13 protein-coding genes are annotated in these 16,474 nt (G+C 72.9%); 8 read left to right on the top strand and 5 right to left on the bottom strand.

Annotated features, from left to right (window positions below):
* The first annotated feature begins 20 nt into the window (after window positions 1–20).
* Together ACFVFH_RS27270 and ACFVFH_RS27265 are read left to right on the top strand one after the other, a co-directional pair.
* Entirely contained in the window at window positions 21–1,232 is a 1,212-nt protein-coding gene (locus ACFVFH_RS27270; RefSeq protein ID WP_383773306.1) for a Dyp-type peroxidase, read from the top strand.
* Window positions 1,233–1,346: 114 nt separating this feature from the next.
* Window positions 1,347–1,862, top strand: a complete 516-nt coding sequence (locus ACFVFH_RS27265; protein WP_383773304.1) for a DUF6630 family protein — start codon at window positions 1,347–1,349, stop codon at window positions 1,860–1,862.
* 75 nt (window positions 1,863–1,937) lie between these two features.
* Here ACFVFH_RS27265 and ACFVFH_RS27260 read toward each other — a convergent pair whose 3' ends face one another.
* Entirely contained in the window at window positions 1,938–3,164 is a 1,227-nt protein-coding gene (locus tag ACFVFH_RS27260; RefSeq protein WP_383773302.1) for a cytochrome P450, read from the bottom strand.
* 500 nt (window positions 3,165–3,664) lie between these two features.
* On the opposite strand from ACFVFH_RS27260, the gene ACFVFH_RS27255 reads away from it, so the two are divergent.
* Window positions 3,665–4,990 carry a histidine kinase gene (locus ACFVFH_RS27255; protein WP_383773300.1) on the top strand — a complete coding sequence of 442 codons (1,326 nt, stop codon included), beginning with the start codon at window positions 3,665–3,667 and terminating at the stop codon, window positions 4,988–4,990.
* 53 nt (window positions 4,991–5,043) lie between these two features.
* Window positions 5,044–5,715: a response regulator gene (locus ACFVFH_RS27250; RefSeq protein WP_383773674.1), complete on the top strand. Its 672-nt coding sequence runs from the start codon at window positions 5,044–5,046 to the stop codon at window positions 5,713–5,715.
* Here the strand turns inward: ACFVFH_RS27250 and ACFVFH_RS27245 are convergent.
* Window positions 5,699–6,580 carry a hypothetical protein gene (locus ACFVFH_RS27245; RefSeq protein ID WP_383773298.1) on the bottom strand — a complete coding sequence of 294 codons (882 nt, stop codon included), beginning with the start codon at window positions 6,578–6,580 and terminating at the stop codon, window positions 5,699–5,701. The genes ACFVFH_RS27250 and ACFVFH_RS27245 overlap by 17 nt on opposite strands.
* Before the next feature lie 332 nt (window positions 6,581–6,912).
* Entirely contained in the window at window positions 6,913–8,697 is a 1,785-nt protein-coding gene (locus ACFVFH_RS27240; RefSeq protein WP_383773296.1) for a helix-turn-helix domain-containing protein, read from the bottom strand.
* A 196-nt stretch (window positions 8,698–8,893) separates the two neighbouring features.
* Between ACFVFH_RS27240 and ACFVFH_RS27235 the strand changes: the two genes are divergently transcribed.
* Together ACFVFH_RS27235 and ACFVFH_RS27230 are read left to right on the top strand one after the other, a co-directional pair.
* On the top strand, window positions 8,894–9,907 hold the full coding sequence (locus tag ACFVFH_RS27235; protein ID WP_383773294.1) for a PHB depolymerase family esterase: 1,014 nt from the start codon (window positions 8,894–8,896) through the stop codon (window positions 9,905–9,907).
* A 212-nt stretch (window positions 9,908–10,119) separates the two neighbouring features.
* Window positions 10,120–11,274: a cellulase family glycosylhydrolase gene (locus ACFVFH_RS27230; RefSeq protein WP_383773292.1), complete on the top strand. Its 1,155-nt coding sequence runs from the start codon at window positions 10,120–10,122 to the stop codon at window positions 11,272–11,274.
* A 227-nt stretch (window positions 11,275–11,501) separates the two neighbouring features.
* On the opposite strand, the gene ACFVFH_RS27225 is transcribed toward ACFVFH_RS27230, so the two are convergent.
* Entirely contained in the window at window positions 11,502–12,911 is a 1,410-nt protein-coding gene (locus tag ACFVFH_RS27225) for an aminopeptidase P family protein (protein ID WP_383773290.1), read from the bottom strand.
* Window positions 12,912–13,125: 214 nt separating this feature from the next.
* Between ACFVFH_RS27225 and ACFVFH_RS27220 the strand changes: the two genes are divergently transcribed.
* Window positions 13,126–14,109 (top strand): LuxR family transcriptional regulator, encoded by a 984-nt coding sequence (locus tag ACFVFH_RS27220; RefSeq protein ID WP_383773288.1) that lies wholly within the window; start codon window positions 13,126–13,128, stop codon window positions 14,107–14,109.
* A gap of 130 nt (window positions 14,110–14,239) precedes the next feature.
* On the opposite strand, the gene ACFVFH_RS27215 is transcribed toward ACFVFH_RS27220, so the two are convergent.
* Window positions 14,240–14,989 carry a ribonuclease activity regulator RraA gene (locus ACFVFH_RS27215; RefSeq protein ID WP_383773286.1) on the bottom strand — a complete coding sequence of 250 codons (750 nt, stop codon included), beginning with the start codon at window positions 14,987–14,989 and terminating at the stop codon, window positions 14,240–14,242.
* 193 nt (window positions 14,990–15,182) lie between these two features.
* On the opposite strand from ACFVFH_RS27215, the gene ACFVFH_RS27210 reads away from it, so the two are divergent.
* Entirely contained in the window at window positions 15,183–16,469 is a 1,287-nt protein-coding gene (locus ACFVFH_RS27210) for an alpha-L-fucosidase (RefSeq protein WP_383773284.1), read from the top strand.
* Window positions 16,470–16,474: the final 5 nt, after the last annotated feature.

Below are 16,474 nucleotides of genomic sequence, written 5' to 3'. Positions count from 1 at the left end.
TTATCGTCTCCAATAGGCCTATGCCCACCGAACAGGGAAATGCGCAGGATCCGTCCCGCCTCGCCGGAACCGGTCTCGGGCGGCGCCGGGCACTGCTCGCTGCCGGGGCGGTGCTGGCCGCCGGGGCCGGTGCGGCGGCCGACGAACTGGTGAGGGGCAACCGGCCTGCCGGACGTGCCGCGGGCGGCGCCCCGGCGGCCGCGGCCGCGATCCCCTTCCACGGCGCCCGGCAGGCGGGTGTGACGGCGCCCCAGCAGCCGTCGACGCATCTGCTCTCGTTCGACCTTCCCCCGTCCTCGGCCGCCACCGGCCGCAAGGCCCTCGGCGGCGTCCTGGGGGCGCTGACCAGGACGCTCGCGGCGGCCGCCTCCGACACCCCGCCGGATCCCCGGCTGGAAGGCGGTGGCACGACCCGGCTCGCCTCCCTGGTCGGCGTCGGCCCCGCTCTCGCGGCCCGGCTCGGCCTCGATGTCCCCGCCTCGCTGCGGGAGTTGCCGTCGTTCCCCGGAGACCGTCTCGATCCGGGCCGGAGCAACGGCGATCTCCTGGTCCAACTGTGCGCGGCCGACCGCTGGACGCTCACCGTCGTCGCCGAACTCGTCGACGGGGCCGCCCGGTCCGCTGGAGCCGTGCCTCGCTGGACGCAGTCCGGCTTTCTGCCCCACACCGCCCCGGGTACCACCCCGCGCAACTTGTTCGGCGCCAAGGACGGCACCGCCAACCCCGATCACGCGTCGGCCGAGCAGTGGGTGTGGGGCCCTTCCGGAGCCCATGGGAACGGCACCGTTCTGGTCTACCGGCGGATCCGCATGGACGTCAGCGGCTTCGCGGCCCTCTCCGAGAGCCGGCGCGACCGGGCGATCGGCCGCCGTACCGCCGACGGTGTCGCCCTCGGCGGCACCGCCGAACACGACGAGCCGGACATCTACGCGAAGAACCCCGACGGTTCCTACGTCATCCCCGCCACCGCCCATGTACGCCTGGCCAGCCCCCGATTCGACGGCGGTGCCCGCATGCTCCGCCGCAGCTACAGCTACGACGACGGCCCGGCCGACCGCGGCCTGCTCTTCTGTGCCTTCATGCGTGACCCCGAGCAGTTCACCCGGGTCCAGAACCGGCTGGCCGCCCGTGACGCCCTCACCCCGTTCCTCCAGCACCGGGCCTCGGCCGTCGCCTACGTCCTGCCGGGCGCGGCGTCCGCCGGGACCCTGGGCGAACAGCTCTGGACGTGAGGTCCGCCCGAGGCCCGTTGTCATACCCCTGTGCCAGGCTTCTGAGTGAACGCCCGGGAGGACGCCCTCGCCCGGACGACGGCCCGGTCGTACCACCGTCCAAGGAGCACACACATGTCCGGCACCGACACCGTCCGCACCTCGCTGGAGGCCACGGCATCGCTTCTCGCGCCGAACCGTCCGGCCGTCGTCGAAAGGGTGCTGCACGCCTACGACGATCCCGAGGGGTACGTGCGGACGCACGCGGACCAGCTGGACGAACGGGGCATCGACGAGCCCATCGCGGAGCTCGCGTGGATAGCGCTCGTGGACGCGCTCCACGATCACCGGCTGCTCGCGGAATTCGACTGGAAAGAGGATCCGCAGGAGATCCGGGCCCGGTTGGCGCTGCTCGGCTCCCGTCCGTCCGTGGACCCCTGGGCGCTGTTCGACGCCGACGAGATGGCCCTGCCGACGTACGAGTTCCTGACGGCCTGCGGCCGGCACTACCGCGATGTCGGCGCGGCGCTCGCCGTCCTCGACATCCGGTCGGACTGCTACCCGGTGGTGTGTCTGCGGGCGGCACGGGCCGAGGAGCTGACGGAGCTCGCCCGCCGGGCCGGATACGACGCTCCGGTCCTGGGCGGCTGAAGGCTCCGCCACGACCACGGCGGAGCGGCGGCGGCGCGGGACGGCACGGGCGACGAACTCCCGCCCGCTCATGGGTCATGAGGGCCGCAGGCGGACGGGGAGTTCGGCGTGCCCGTTGCTGATCAGGGTGGGCAGCGGGCGCAACTCGTCGGCGGGCACGGCGAGTCGTACGTCCGGAAACCGTGCGAACAGCCGGCGCAGCACGGTGGCGACTTCGAGGCGGGCGAGGGGTGCGCCGAGGCAGAAGTGGACGCCGTGCCCGAAGGCGAGGTGGTCCTTGTCGGTTCGGGTGGCGTCGAAGAGGTCGGCGTTCCCACCGTGCCGGTCCGGGTGGCGGTTGGCGGCGGCGTAGGAGGCGAGGATCGCGTCCCCGGCCCGGATGGTCTGCCCACCGGGCAGCGGGATGTCCGTGCGGGCGAAGCGCAGGGGCAGGTGCTTGATGGGCGGCTCGTGGCGCAGCGTCTCCTCCACGACATCGTTCCAGCCGCACCGGCGGGCGCGGACGTGGGCCAGTTGCACGGGGTCGGCCAGGAGGGAGGTGATCGCCTGGTCGATGACGTTGACGGTCGTCTCGTACCCGGCGCTGATCATCAGCACGAGCGTGCCGCGCAGTTCGGCTTCGGTCAGGAGGCTCCCGTCGCCGTCCTCGTCCCGGGTGGCGATCAGGAGGGACGTCATGTCGTCCCCGGGCGAGGACCGCTTCGCGGCGATCAGTTCGTCGAAGAGCCGGTAGAGATCCGCGGTGTTCGCCGCCGCCTCCTCGGCGGAGAGAGTCGTGGCGAACACCCGGTCCACCACGGTACGGAGACCGTTCGCCTCCACGGCGTCGAGGCCCATCATGTGCCCGATGACCGCGATCGGCAGTGGATGCGCCACGTGCTCGCGCAGGTCGACCACCTCGTCGGCCGGGAGGGCGTCCAGGCCGTCGAGGATGCCGGTGACGAGGTTCTCGACGACGGGTGCCAGAGCGGCGATCCGGCGCGCCGACAGGGCCGGCGCGACCAGGCGGCGCAGTCGGCGGTGGTCGCTTCCGTAGGCGGTGAACATGTTGTCGACCGCCACCCAGAGCGCGAGCGGCCAGGTGGTGACCGTGTCGGCGAAGGCCGGCCAGTGTGCCCGTGCGTCCTTGGAGACGTCCGCGCGCATCAGGAGTTGTTTCAGGAGCACGGGATCGGAGACGGACCACGCGGTCACCCCGAGGATGTCCACGAGCGTGGCCGCCCCTCGGGCGCGCAGGGCGTGGTGCTCGGCGTGGTGGTCGGCGCCCGCGGGATCGAGGACGAATGGCTGCTGCTCGGGCACGGCGTGGGCTCCTTCGGCGAGGTGGCGGACTCGGGGCGGGGCGGGTCGGGACCGGTCGAGCGGCCCGGTCGGCGCGCGTGACCGGTCCCGGGCAGTGCACGGAAACATGGTGGACCGCCGCGTGGGCCACGAGACAGACGGGCGGGCGGCCGGACAGATGTGCGACGGTCCCGGACCGGCCTCCCGGCGTTCGCGGCGACCGGGCCGTCACCACGGCGTTCGCGGTGGCCTGGGCGGCGCCCCGGCCGTCGGGGCGCCCTGGTCGGCGCCCCGACGGCCGGCTTGCGGCCCGGTGGCGAACGGCGGGCGGAGCACGGTCCGCCCGGACGGCGCCGAACGCCGTCACCACGGACCTCGCGCGCGTCCGCCGCCCGCACAACGCGCCGCGTGAACGGGCGGCACACCCACGGGTCCACGGACCTCCGGTACGGGCCTCGTGGTGCGCCCCGGCCCGTACCGGTCGATCAGGGGTTCGGCCGGGGCGACACTATGCTGTGGGGATGGTTGAGTCGTTGCCCTCCGTGGCCGCGGTTCGGTGGCGGCCACATGCCGGGCTCATCGTTCGTACCGGGCGTCGCACGCTGGCGGAATCGCTGTATCTCCTCACCGCGCCCTTGAGCGCCGCCGTCGGACTGCTGCTGGTGGTCGGCGGCCTGGGCGTCGGAACGGTCGGTTCGCTGTCGCCGAGGTGGTCACCGGTCGCCGGGCGGGCTCTGGCACTCGCACGCCGGCCCGGCGATCTGGAGTGGTGGCGGATCGGCCTGGTCCGGTCCCGGGCCGGTGCGGGACGGCGGCCGGGGCCCAAGGGGAAGGCCGACGCGGTGGACCCCTGGCTGTGGCTCGACCTGGCGCACGCGGTGTTCGTGCTCCCCGTCGTACTGCTCACCTCCGTGGTGACGGCCCTGTGGTGGTTCGTGGGCGTCGCGACCCTCACGTACCCCCTGCGCAGCCAGGTCACGCCCGGGTCGTTGCGGCCCATGACGCTGTACGCGGGCAGCGACCAGTCCCACGTCGCCCTGAGCCTGGGGCTGACGTCACCCGCCGACCGGGTCGTGTTCGCGATCACGGTCGGTGTCCTGCTGTTGTGCACCCTCCCGCTGCTGACCCGGGTGTGCGTCGCCGCCCAGGCGGGTCTCGGGCAGGCGCTGCTGTCCAGCACCTCCGCCTTGTACCGCAGGATCAGCGGGCTGGAGCAGGAGCGCGACACCGCCCGTGCGCAGGCCGTCGCGGCGGTGACGGCCGAGACGGCCGCGCTGCGCAGGCTCGAACGCGACATCCATGACGGTCCCCAGCAGCAGCTGGTCCGTCTGGCGATGGAACTGGGCCGTGCCCAGCACAACTTCGACAGAGACCCGGAGCTCGTGCGGGCGGCACTGGCCGACGCGGTGGTCCAGACCCAGGAGGCGCTGGAGGAGCTGCGGGCCCTCTCGCGGGGCATCGCCCCGCCGGTCCTCACCGACCGGGGACTGCGGGAGGCGCTCTCCGCCCTGGCCGCACGCTGTGTCGTGCCGGTCGGGCTCGACGCGGACCCTCTCGACGGGCGGCTCGACGCGGCCGTCGAGACCGCGGCCTATTTCGTGGTCGCCGAGGCACTGACGAACGTGGCCAAGCACAGCCACGCCGGCCGGTGCACCGTCGGGATGCGCCACTCGGACGGGGTGCTGCGGATCCGGGTGACGGACGACGGGGTGGGCGGAGCGGCCCTGGCCAAGGGGCACGGGCTGCAGGGACTGGCCGACCGGGTGCGGGCGGTCGGCGGCCGCCTGCGGGTCGACAGCCCTCCGGGCGGCCCGACGACGGTGGGGGCGGAGCTGCCATGTCGCTGAACGCCGACCGGCCCGTCTCCGGGCCCCTGCCGGGCCCCGCCGCCCGTGCTCCGCTGCGGATCGTCGTCGCGGACGACGCGGTGCTGTTGCGCGAGGGGCTGGTGCGCCTGCTCACCGAGGACGGTCACGAGGTGGTGGCGGCGGTCGGTGACGGCCCCGCCCTGGTCGAGGCGGTGCTCGCACACCGCCCGGACGTGTCGATCGTCGATGTGCGGATGCCGCCGACGCATACGGACGAGGGACTGCGGGCGGCGGTCACCGCCCGCGGACACCTTCCCGGCGCGCCCGTGCTGGTGCTGAGCCAGTACGTGGAGATGTCCTACGCCACCGACCTGCTCGCGGACGGTTCCGGTGCCGTCGGCTATCTGCTCAAGGACCGGGTCGCCAAGGTCGAGGAGTTCCTGGACGCCCTGGACCGCGTCGCCCGTGGCGGAACGGTGCTCGACCCCCAGGTCGTCGCGCAGCTGCTCGCCGGAGAGAGCCGGAACGACCCTCTGGGCGCGCTGACCCCGCGTGAACGACAGCTGCTGGCACTGATCGCCGAGGGCCATTCCAACACGGCCATCGCCCGCCGGCTGGTGCTCTCCGGCAGTGCGGTGGAGAAGCACATCGGCAACATCTTCGCGAAGCTCTCCCTGCCGCCCGACGACACCCGGCACCGCCGGGTGCTCGCCGTCCTCGCCTACCTCGACGCCTGGCGGCGACCCGTCACCACCCGCCCCTGAAGAAGCCCAGAAGGGCCGGTGCCGGGTCGGCCGTGGTGGCGGTGTTCGCCGCGGCCACCACGACGACGGCCAGCGACAACAGGGCGGACAGGAGGCCGAACCACCGGAACACACGCTTCGTCCGCCGGTCGGAGACCGCCGTTCGCGCGGACTTCCTCCACGAGGCCACGCTCAGGCCGATCAGGACCACCGCCACCGTCGACGCCGCGACGGCTATCACCGCGTGGTAGCGGGCGAAGTCGTCGACCATCACCTCGACGGCGGCCGGGGCCCGCCCGCCGGGGTCCGGGTACTCGGCCAGGTGCTGCCTGACCTGGTCGAGCGTGGCCGCGAGCGCTCCGTGGGGTGTACGAATCGGCAGCAGGGACAGCAGCGAGGACAGGGGCGCCGTTGCGCCCTGGACGTTGGCCATCACCGCCGCCAGCGAGAACAGGGCGAGTGCCGTGGCGACGCCCCCGGCCGAGGCGAGAGCGGCCCTGCGTCCCGCCCCGAGCCCGTCGGCCCGCAGGAACGACCTCCAGAGATGAACGCCGAGCGCGATGAACACGAGGAGCAGCAGCGCGGCGCACACGGCCTTGGCCACGTGGTACTGGGACCAGTAGTCCATGACGTTCTTCAGGTCGGGTGAGATGTCCCGGTCGCCGGAGTCCCAGTAGCCGACGAACGCATCGGAGAGCCGGCCGACGAGCCGGCGCTGATCGCCGAAGCCGCCGTCCGACATGCTCGCCGCCCATGGGCGGGGCACGAGGACGAACGCGAGGGCCAGGACCGCGGCGAGGGCGCCGAGCGCGGCGCGCAGGCGGCCGGGGTTGCCCGCGGAGTGAGCTGGTCCGTGCGTACCGGCGGGACGTGAGGTTGTTGTCATGCCGCCGACGATGTCGCACCGGCGCCCGCCCGGTCACTGCGGTGCGCCATCCACTTGGGGTGTGGCCTGCCACACCCCCTCGCCCGGTCCTGGTGGTCCGCGGTCGGGCGGGGCCGACATGCCGGGGGCCTGATCGTGATCGAGGGGACGGGCCTGGGGCGGGTGTCGGAAGTGGCGTCGTCCGCCCGGAGGGCGGGCGGCCCGGCGGTGTCCGGTGCGTGCGAGCGCACGGCGGAGGGCCGCCCCGATACCGGTGTATCAGGGTCATCCCGACAACGCGGCGAGCGTGCGTGCCGGGCGCCGCCGGGCGGAGGGGACTTTCGGTCCACGCCCTAACCCGCCGTTCGCCGCATGGTGAGGGCCAGGTGGACCTGGAGGGCGTGGTCGCCGTGCCGCCACTGGGGGCCGAGCAGGGCCGAGATGCGGTCGATGCGCTGGTAGAGGGTGTTGATGTGGACGTAGAGGGCGGCGGCGGTACGGCTCAGGTTCCCGTCGCAGGCGAAGTAGGTGACGGCAGTGCGCACCAGGTCGCTGCCCCGGGTCTCGTCGTGCCGCACCAGCGGGCCGATCGTGCGGCGGACAAAGCGGTCGAGTTCGTCGCGGGCCGCCGCGCCCAGGAGTATGCCGTGGATGCCGAGGTCGTCCCGGCAGGCGCCTTCGCCCGCCCGGTCCAGCGCGACCAGGACGTCCAGGCAGCGGGCGGCGTCGCGGTGGGCTTCGACGACGGCGGCGGCGCCGGGGGCCGCGGGCTCCGCGCCGACCGTGACGGGGTGTCCGATCGCCTCGGTCAGCAGGGCGGCGAGGGTGCGGGCCGCGGCGCCCGGGGCTTCGGCGGCGGGCAGGACGACGACCGTGTGTCCGCCGTACTCGCCCGCGATCCCGCCCTGCCGGGTGGCGTGGCCGCCGGCCAGTTCGGTGAGGCGGCGCCTTCCGGTGGTGCCGCTGCCCCGGGCCACCAGGACCACGTGGTCGCGCTCCAGGTCGAGGCCGACCAGTGCGGCCCGGCGGCGCAGCCCTTCGGGGTCGCGGTGGGGCGCGCCGAGCAGGTCTTCGAGGATCTCGCCGCGCAGCCGGTGTTCCGCCTCCGCGACCGTGCGTTCGCCGAGGAGCATGAGGGCGGCGGCCTGGGCGGCGCGTTCCAGGGCGTGGAGGTCGGAGGCGTCGAGTCCGGCGCGTACGAGCAGCAGTGTGCCGAGGTGTTCGTCGGCCGCGACGATGGGGGTGACGCCGACGGTTCCGCGTGACGCGGAGCCCCGCTCGCTGCGGGCCCGGGCCATCTCCCGTACGAGGCCGGCGGGTTCGGGTGGTGCTTCGCCGGCGGCGGCGAGCGGCCGGTCCTGTGCGTCGAGGACGAGGACGCTGCCGCGCAGTACGTCGGCGAGCGCGGAGGCCAGGCCCGACGGTCCGCCGCCGTCGAGGGCGACGGCGGTGAGCCGTTCGTGGACGGCGGCCGTCTTGCGGACCTCCTCGAAGAGGGTGGCGTTCTCGATGGCGAGGGCGGCGTGGTTGGCCAGCGAGATGAGCAGGTCGACCTCGTCCGGCGAGAAGGGCCGCACCCGGCGGTTGGCGGCGAACAGCACCCCGTACACCTGATCGCCGGACTTCAGCGGGACGCCCTGGATGGCCACCAGGCCCTCCGCGCCGATGACGCCGTCCACGTATTCGGTGTGCTCGAAGCGGGCGTCGTTGGGGTAGTCGGCGGTGTGGTACGGCACCGCGGTCGCGGCGACCAGTCCGCCGAGGCCGGTTCCGGCGGCGAGCCGTCCGGTCTTGAACCCGTCCGTCGTGATGCCGTCGGTGACGCGTACGTAGGTGTCGCCCGCCTCGGGGTCGGAGAGCAGCAGATACGCGACGTCGGTGCCGACGAGGGTGCGGGCGCGGCTCACGATGGCCTGGAGGACGTCCTCCAGATCGCGCAGCGAGGCGAGGTCCCCGGCCGTCTCGTAGAGGGCGGCGAGCGCGGCCTCCCGGCGGCGGTGGGCCGCCAGCCTGGACCGTATCTCCAGCGCGTCGTCGACGAGCCGGGGCGCGGCCGCCACCGCGTGGAACTCCCGCTCGTCGGCCTCCTCGCGCAGCAGGCGCAGCAGGGTGCCGGTGGTCTCCGGCTTCGTCGTCATCCGGCCAGTGATACCGCACCCCTTGCCGCCGCGGACACCGGGCGACGGAGAAAATCTCCACTCATCGGGCAGCGACGACGTGGCACGCCTCCATTTCCCGCGGGGCGGCGCACGGCCAACCATGGCCCCGTCCGTCCTCGCGATTCCGGCCCACGCCCCCTCTTCCCGGACGGGCACCAGCGAAGGAGTGCGCACGATGAAGCTCGGCTCCCTGCGGTCCGCCGCCGTCACCCTGGCGGCCGTCCTGGCCGCCGCCCTGGGGCTCACCGCCCCCGCCCATGCGGGCGAACCCGGCCTTCCCCGGCTCAACATCACCGGCACCTATGTCACCGGAATCTCCTCCGGCGGCTTCATGGCCTCGCAGCTCCAGGTCGCCTACTCCGGCACCTTCGAGGGCGCGGGCATCGTCGCCGCGGGTCCGTACTACTGCGGCAAGGGCGGCATCGTCCTGGGTCTGATCGCCTGCGGCACGGGGCTGATCTCGACCGATCCGGAGGGCATCGAGCAGATCGTCCGCCGCTGGTCGGCCGAGGGACGGATCGACCCGGCGTCGAATCTGGCGGGCAAGCCCGTCTACACGTACCACGGCACCAGGGATCCCCTGGTCCGGACCTCGGTGAGCGACGAAGGGGTGCGGTTCTACCGTGACTTCGGGGCCCGGACCGCGTACCACGACACCGATCCGGCGGGGCACGGATGGCCGACGCCGAACGCCCCGCTGTCCTGCGGCACCACGTTCTACCCGTTCCTGATCAACTGCGGGAACGATCCTCAGGGGGAGATGCTGGGGCACTGGCTGGGGCGGGTGAATCCCCCGGCGGCGAGCCAGTCGGGCACCCTCGCCCGGTACGACCAGGACCGGTATGTGCCGGGGGGCCTGGCCCAGTGGTACAGCATGGGCAGCAGCAGCTTTCTCTACACGCCGGGCTCCTGTGCGGCGGGGGCGGCGTGCAAGCTGGTCGTCGCCCTGCACGGCTGCATGAGCGACAACAAGTTCGTGGGCGACCGGTTCGCCCGCGAGTCCCATCTCAACGAGTACGCCGACACCAACGACCTGGTGATCCTCTATCCGCAGACCGACATCAGCCTCCTGCGCGGCAATCCCCAGGGCTGCTGGGACTGGTGGGGGTACACGGGCGGTGACTACGCGCAGAAGTCGGCGCCGCAGATGCGCGCCGTGCTGAACCAGGTGCACGCGCTCGGCGGCTGAGGTGTGCGCTCCGCACCGGGTGCGGCGTCCGTGACGTGGCGTCGTACGCCGTCCGCGGGTCCGCCCGGCCGTGTGTACAACCGCGCGGCCGGGCTGCACACTGGGCAGCCCTCGGCCCCTCTCGTCACGGCGGCCGGCGCGTGGGCGCCGGTCCAGAGACGTGCGGGCCGTGCCGTCCCCGCCCGTCCGTACGCCGTTCTCCGGAGGACACCGTGAGCCGAACCCTGTTGGCGGCGCTGCTCTCGGGGACGCTGTTCCTCGGCGCGTCCGGAGCCGCTCCGGCGACTGCCGTCCCGTCCGCCCCGGCCGCGGTCCGCTCGGCGGCCGTGGACGACCCGGGCCGGCCGGCCGACACCTGGACCGCGCCGCTGAGTACCCGTGGCCGGTACATCGTCGACGCCTCCGGCAACCGCTTCAAGCTCAAGTCCGCCAACTGGCAAGGCGCGCAGGGTTCCTGGAACGGATCCGGCGACATCGGTGACCCAGCGAACCATCATGACGGCGAGAAGTCCGACCAGATGCCGCTCGGTCTGGACCGTACGCCGATCCCAACGATCCTCGCCGACTTCCACGCGCTGGGCATCAACAGCGTCCGTCTGCCGTTCTCCAACGAGATGCTGCACGATCAGCGGCCGGTCCCCGACGCCTCGGTCGCCGCCAACCCGGCGCTGCGGGGCAGGACGCCGCTCCAGGTCCTCGACGCCGTCGTCGCCGCCACGACGGCGGAGGGCTTCGCGGTGATCCTCAACGATCACACCAACACCTCGCGCTTCTGCTGCGGCCTGGACGGCAACGAACGCTGGAACACCAGTCAGTCCGACACCTGGGACATGCTCGACCTCGACCACGCGGACGCGGTCCAGTCGCTCCGGACACGGGCTCGGGGGGACTGGGACCCGGGAGCCCGCAAGGGGGTGTGTCCCGATGGGCAGCGCCTCGTCGGTCTGTCGCACCGGGACGGCCGGGGGCTGTGCACCGACAGCGGGGCCGCGCCGACCGTGCCCGCCGGTGCGCGGCCCTCCGTGGTGCGTGACGAGAGCCAGGTCCAGCAGGGCGACTGGGCCGTCGGATACACCAAGTACCAGTGCGGAGCGGGCCGGTTCGTCTCCGGGTACAGCGTGCGGGGGCAGGCGGTCTCGGCGGTGCTGTGCAGCCCCGCGGAGCGTGCGCTCGGGACGAGCGGCCGGACCGTGTGGTTCGACCGCGGCGACGCCCGGCCGGCCGGGGAGCCGGGCGGCGAGTTCGCGCTGGGCAATTTCAAGGGCCAGTGCGACACCGACGAGTACATGGCGGGTGTCGCCTTCACCGGCGCCTGGGCGAAGGGGAAGACGCCGGACGCCCTGCTGTGCCGGAAGCTCGCGCAATGACGGGCGTCCGCAACGCGTCGGCCGCGGTCTCCGGAAGGAGGACGGTGAGCGGCGGCGGAACACACCGGTCGTCCCGGGACCGGCGCGCGGTGCCACGGCCCACCACTCCTTCCGGGACCGGTGCGCGGTGCGGCGGCTCACCGGCCCGACGGGTACCGACCGACGCGCGCCGGTCGGTAACCGTCGGGTCCGGGGCCTCCCCCGGCAGGGCCCGTTCGGCCGGGCGCTCAGCCCGCGAACCTGGCCATCCACGCCTCGATGTCGTCCGCCGATCGCGGCAGTCCCGCGGACAGGTTCTCGTGGCCGTCGTCGGTGACGAGCAGGTCGTCCTCGATCCGGACGCCGATGCCGCGCCACTCCTCGGGCACGGTGAGGTCGTCCGGCTGGAAGTAGAGGCCGGGCTCGACCGTGAGCACCATGCCCGGTTCCAGCGTGCCGCCCACGTACTCCGCGTGCCGGGCCTGCGCGCAGTCGTGCACATCGAGGCCGAGCATGTGGCCGGTGCCCGCCATGGTGAAGCGGCGCTGGAGGCCGAGTTCGTACGCGCGGTCGGCCGGGCCCTCGATGAACCCCCACTCGACCAGCCGTTCCGCCAGGTGACGCTGGGACGCCTCGTGGAAGTCGCGGTAGGCGGCGCCCGGCTTCACGGCGGCCATCCCGGCCTCCTGGGCCTCGTACACCGCGTCGTAGATCCGGCGCTGCAGCGGTGTGAAGGTCCCGCTGACCGGGAGGGTGCGGGTGACGTCGGCGGTGTAGAGGGTGTGTGTCTCGACACCGGCGTCGAGCAGGAGCAGGTCCCCCGGACGCACCGGGCCGTCGTTGTCCGTCCAGTGCATGATCGTGGCGTGGTCGCCGGAGGCGCAGATCGAGCCGTAGCCGACGGAGTTGCCCTCCAGGCGCGCGCGGCGGAAGAAGGTGCCCTCGATCCACCGCTCGGACGACTCGACCGCCCGGGAGAGCTCGCCGATCACGTCGGTGAACCCGCGCACGGTGGAGTCCACGGCCTTGCGCAGCTCGGCGATCTCCCAGTCGTCCTTGACCAGACGGAGATCGCTGAGCGCCTCCTCCAGTTCCGCGTCGCGCTCCGCCTCGGTGGTGACGGCCGCCTCCAGGGACGGGTCGACACCGCGGACGATCCGGGTCGGCGCGCCGGAGAGGGCCAGGTCGTCGGCGGCGGTGCGGATGTCGCGGCAGGACAGGCCGAGCACGAGTTCCGATTCGGCGAGGGAGCGGCGCCGGCCCATCCACAGCTCGGCCGTGGCGCCGGTCCAGAACTCGTCGTTGTCCCTGCTGTCCCGGGGCAGCTGGTAGCAGTAGGCGTCATGGCCGCCGTCCGTGCGGGGTTCGAGGACGAGTGCGCCGTCCCGGGCCTGGTCGCCGGTCATGTGCACATAGCCGGAGTACGGGCGGAACGGGTAGGTGTCGTCGTTCGAGCGGACCTTGAGGTTTCCCGAGGGGACGACGAGGCGCTCGCCGGGGAAGCGCGCGGAGAGCGCGGCGCGGCGGCGGGCGGCGTGCGGGGCCTGCTCGCCGAGTCGCAGGTCGTGCCGTTCGGTGTCCGCCCAGCCGGTCCGCATCAGGGCGGACAGCTCCTTGGAGATCTCCGGGTAGAGACGGTTCTTCCGGCCCTTCGCCATGTCAGGCACCTTCTTCCGGTCGGGTTCCTCGGCCGCGAGGGCCGGGGAGCGCGACGGACCGGCCGTGCTCCGGCCCGTGTGTTCCGGGCGCCCTCGCTGCCGCCGGTCGTCGGCGGCCCTCGGACCGTATCCCGGGCCGCCCGTGTTCGGTGCCGACATCCGCCACTGGCACGGATCGGCCATACGCCGGACGGGGCCGTCGATAATGCACCGTATGACGAACGGGAAACTCGGCGAGGCTCTTCGGCTGCTGGGAATCGATCACAGGGCGGGGCGGGTCTATCTGGCGCTGCTGGAGCTGGCCCCCGCTCCGCTGGGCGCGATCGGGGCGGCGGCCGGTCTGAGCGGTGCGGAGCTGGCCGGGGCGTACACCGCGCTCGTCGACGCCGGTCTGGCCAGTGCCGCCGATGGCGACGGCGACGTGGTGGCCCCGGTTCCGCCCACCGCGGGCCTGGAGATCCTCGCCAGGCACCGGGCGGCCGAGGTCGAGGAGTCGCGCATCACCGTCGGGGGCGCCTTCGAGTCGTTCCGGAGGCACCGGCTCGCCGCGTACAACGACCATCTCGTCGAGGTCGTCATGGGCGACGCCATCGGCCCCAGGATCCGTCAGGCCTGGGCGAGCGCGCGCGACCAGATCCGGCAGTTCGAGTCACCGCCGTACTTCCCCCTGCCCGGGGCGACCCAGGACGCGCTGGCCACGCTCGCCCGCGGTGTGACGCAGCGCGTGGTGTACGCGCGCGAGTCGCTGGAGCAGCCGGGTCATCTGGAGAACGTCGTCGAGCCGTGCATCAGGGCCGGTGAGCAGGCCAGGGTGCTGCCGTCGGTGCCGGTCAAGCTCGTGATCATCGACGCGTCGTACGCGCTGGTCTCCTTGCCGATCCAGGAGGCCGATGTGCACAACACCATGCTGGTCGTCCAGCCCTGCGGTCTGTTCTCCGCGCTCGTGGCGCTGTTCGAGCAGTCCTGGAACAACGCCCTGCCGTTCCACGGCCACGCCACCCGCCCCGGGGGCGTGCCACCCGCGGACCGCCGGCTGCTGTGGCTCCTCGCGGGTGGCGCGGGCGACGACGTGATCGCCCGGGAGCTGGGAATCAGCCGCCGCACGCTCTTCCGTCGCGTGCAGATCCTGATGGCCCAGCTCGGTGCCGCCAACCGGTTCCAGATGGCCTTGCAGGCACAGCGGCGCGGATGGCTGTGACGGGCACCCGGAACCGGGCGACGAGCAGCCCGCGGCCGCCGGGAGACGGGCGTGCCCGCGTGCGGAACACGGGACGTGCGGCCCCGCCGCCGGGCGGGCCCGCGCGCCCGGCGGACGGACCGCCGGGGGCTCAGGTGGCGGGCCGGCTCGCCAGGTACTCGGTCAGGCCCTCGCCGGTGAGCGGGTAGTAGTCGGAGAGGCGTGCGCCCTCGTCGAGGCGGCGGCGCGCGAACTCCTCCCGGTCCTGGTGCAGCAGGGAGTCCTCGGCGAGCGGGACGGCGTTGCGCTGCGGCACCACGACGGCGCCGTCCTCGTCGGCGACGATCAGGTCGCCGGGCGTCACCAGGGAGCCGCCGACGCCGACGGGTACGTTGAACGCGGACGGGAACAGCTCGGTCTGCGAGGCGTAGTGCGGGGTGACTCCCGTACACCACACGGGCACTCCGAGCGCGCGGATCCGGGCCGCGTCCCGCACCCGTCCGTCCACCACGATCCCCGCGCCGCCACGCAGCTTGAAGTAGCGCACGAGCATGTCGCCGAGGCAGCCGGTGAAGTGGCTGCCGTGCGCCGAGACGACCAGCACGTCACCGGGCCGGATGGATTCGAGAACGCCCCACAGCGCGGTCTTGCGCTCGACGTCCTCCTGTTCCGCGCCGTTGAAGACGTCCTCGCGCTGCGGAAGGAACTGAAGCGTCACGGCGCCGCCGGTGACCTTGACGTCCGGTTCGCGGTGCAGCGGCACGGGCCCGTCGATGAACGTCCGGGTGATGCCCATCTGATGCAGCTTGGCGCAGGCCGTCGCCGCGCTGACGTCCTTCAGCGCCTCCACCATCCGTGAGGTGGGCCGTACGTAGTCCGCGGTGTGGACCGGCGCTCGCATCGATTCATAGATACGGGTCTCCCCCTGCCCATGGATGCGCGGCTCCCCCGCCGACGGCGCTTCCTGATCCCCAATCGGGTGCATGCACTTGCCTCTCCGCGTGCTCGCCGCACGCAACGCCAGTGACATCATCGCCTATCGATGGTAGATAACAGCCAATCGATTAGTGCTGTCAATCCATCAGGAGCCTTCCGTGACCGGTGCTTCCTCCGATTCCCCCGATACGCCCGACTCCCCTGATTCCACCGGGTGGTTCGAGGCGGCGCGCTTCGGGCTCTTCGTCCACTTCGGGCTGTACAGCCTGGCCGCCCGGCACGAGTGGGTACGCAGCCGGGAGGCCATGTCGCAGGAGGAGTACGACCGTTACCTTGAACGGTTCGACCCCGATCTGTTCGACGCACGGCAACTGGCGCGCGCGGCACGGGAGTCCGGGATGCGGTACGCGGTGCTGACCGCCAAGCACCACGACGGCTTCTGCCTGTTCGACTCGGCGCTGTCCGACTACGGCTCGGTCCGCGCGACGGGCCGCGACCTGGTGCGCGAGTTCGTCGAGGCGATGCGCGCCGAGGGCCTGCGCGTCGGTCTGTACTACTCGCTGCTCGACTGGCACCACCCCGGCTTCACGGTCGACGAACACCATCCGCTGCGCGGCACCGGGGCCGAACGGGAGCCGCGCGACATGGCGCGCTACCGCGCGTACATGGAGGGTCAGATACGCGAACTCCTCACCGGGTACGGCCGGATCGACCTGCTGTTCTTCGACTTCACCTATCCGGAGAAGGGTCCCGAGGAGTGGGGGGCGCACCAACTCCTGTCACTGGCGAAGGAGTTGCAGCCGGGCATTCTCGTCAACGACCGTCTCGGCATACCCGGTGACTACGTGACGCCCGAGCAGTACCAGCCGGACCGGCCGCTGGAACGGGGCGGCGAGCCGGTGAGGTGGGAGGCCTGCCACACGCTCAACGGGTCCTGGGGGTACGACCGCGACAACCACGAGTACAAGGACCCCGCGCTGCTGGTCCGCATGCTGGTGCAGTCCGTCGCCTGCGGCGGCAATCTCATCCTGAATGTCGGCCCCACCGGCCGCGGCACCCTGGACCCGCGGGCCCGTGCCACGCTCCGGGCCATCGGTGCGTGGACCGAGCTGCACGGGCGGTCCGTGCACGGCGCGGGCCCGAGCGCGTTCGAGCCGCCCCCGAACGCCCTGTACACGCAGTCCGGCAACCGTCTCTATCTGCACCTGTCGGCCTGGCCGCTCAAACACCTCCATCTGCCGGGTCTGGCCGGGCGCGTGCGCTACGCCCAGCTGCTGCACGACGGTTCGGAGATCCGGTTCCACGAGACGGACGGGGCACGGCACGAACACAACAACCTCGCGCCGCCGAGCCAGCCGACGGGCACCCTCACGCTGACCCTGCCGATCGCCCGGCCCGACGTGCTGCTCCCGGTGGTCGAGCTGGAGCTGGACGGTGGGCGGTGAGTCCC

The organism is Streptomyces sp. NPDC057697 (genome assembly GCF_042799335.1).
GTDB lineage: Bacteria > Actinomycetota > Actinomycetes > Streptomycetales > Streptomycetaceae > Streptomyces.
The sequence above is the reverse complement of the archived record's forward strand: the minus strand, read 5'-3'. Positions and strand labels throughout refer to the sequence as shown.

Coding starts and splice junctions, on each gene's coding strand:
- ACFVFH_RS27270 (WP_383773306.1), top strand. CDS start 21: ATGCCCACCGAACAGGGAAATGCGCAGGATCCGTCCCGCCTCGCCGGA.
- ACFVFH_RS27265 (WP_383773304.1), top strand. CDS start 1,347: ATGTCCGGCACCGACACCGTCCGCACCTCGCTGGAGGCCACGGCATCG.
- ACFVFH_RS27255 (WP_383773300.1), top strand. CDS start 3,665: ATGGTTGAGTCGTTGCCCTCCGTGGCCGCGGTTCGGTGGCGGCCACAT.
- ACFVFH_RS27245 (WP_383773298.1), bottom strand. CDS start 6,580: ATGACAACAACCTCACGTCCCGCCGGTACGCACGGACCAGCTCACTCC.
- ACFVFH_RS27240 (WP_383773296.1), bottom strand. CDS start 8,697: ATGACGACGAAGCCGGAGACCACCGGCACCCTGCTGCGCCTGCTGCGC.
- ACFVFH_RS27235 (WP_383773294.1), top strand. CDS start 8,894: ATGAAGCTCGGCTCCCTGCGGTCCGCCGCCGTCACCCTGGCGGCCGTC.
- ACFVFH_RS27225 (WP_383773290.1), bottom strand. CDS start 12,911: ATGGCGAAGGGCCGGAAGAACCGTCTCTACCCGGAGATCTCCAAGGAG.
- ACFVFH_RS27220 (WP_383773288.1), top strand. CDS start 13,126: ATGACGAACGGGAAACTCGGCGAGGCTCTTCGGCTGCTGGGAATCGAT.
- ACFVFH_RS27215 (WP_383773286.1), bottom strand. CDS start 14,989: ATGCGAGCGCCGGTCCACACCGCGGACTACGTACGGCCCACCTCACGG.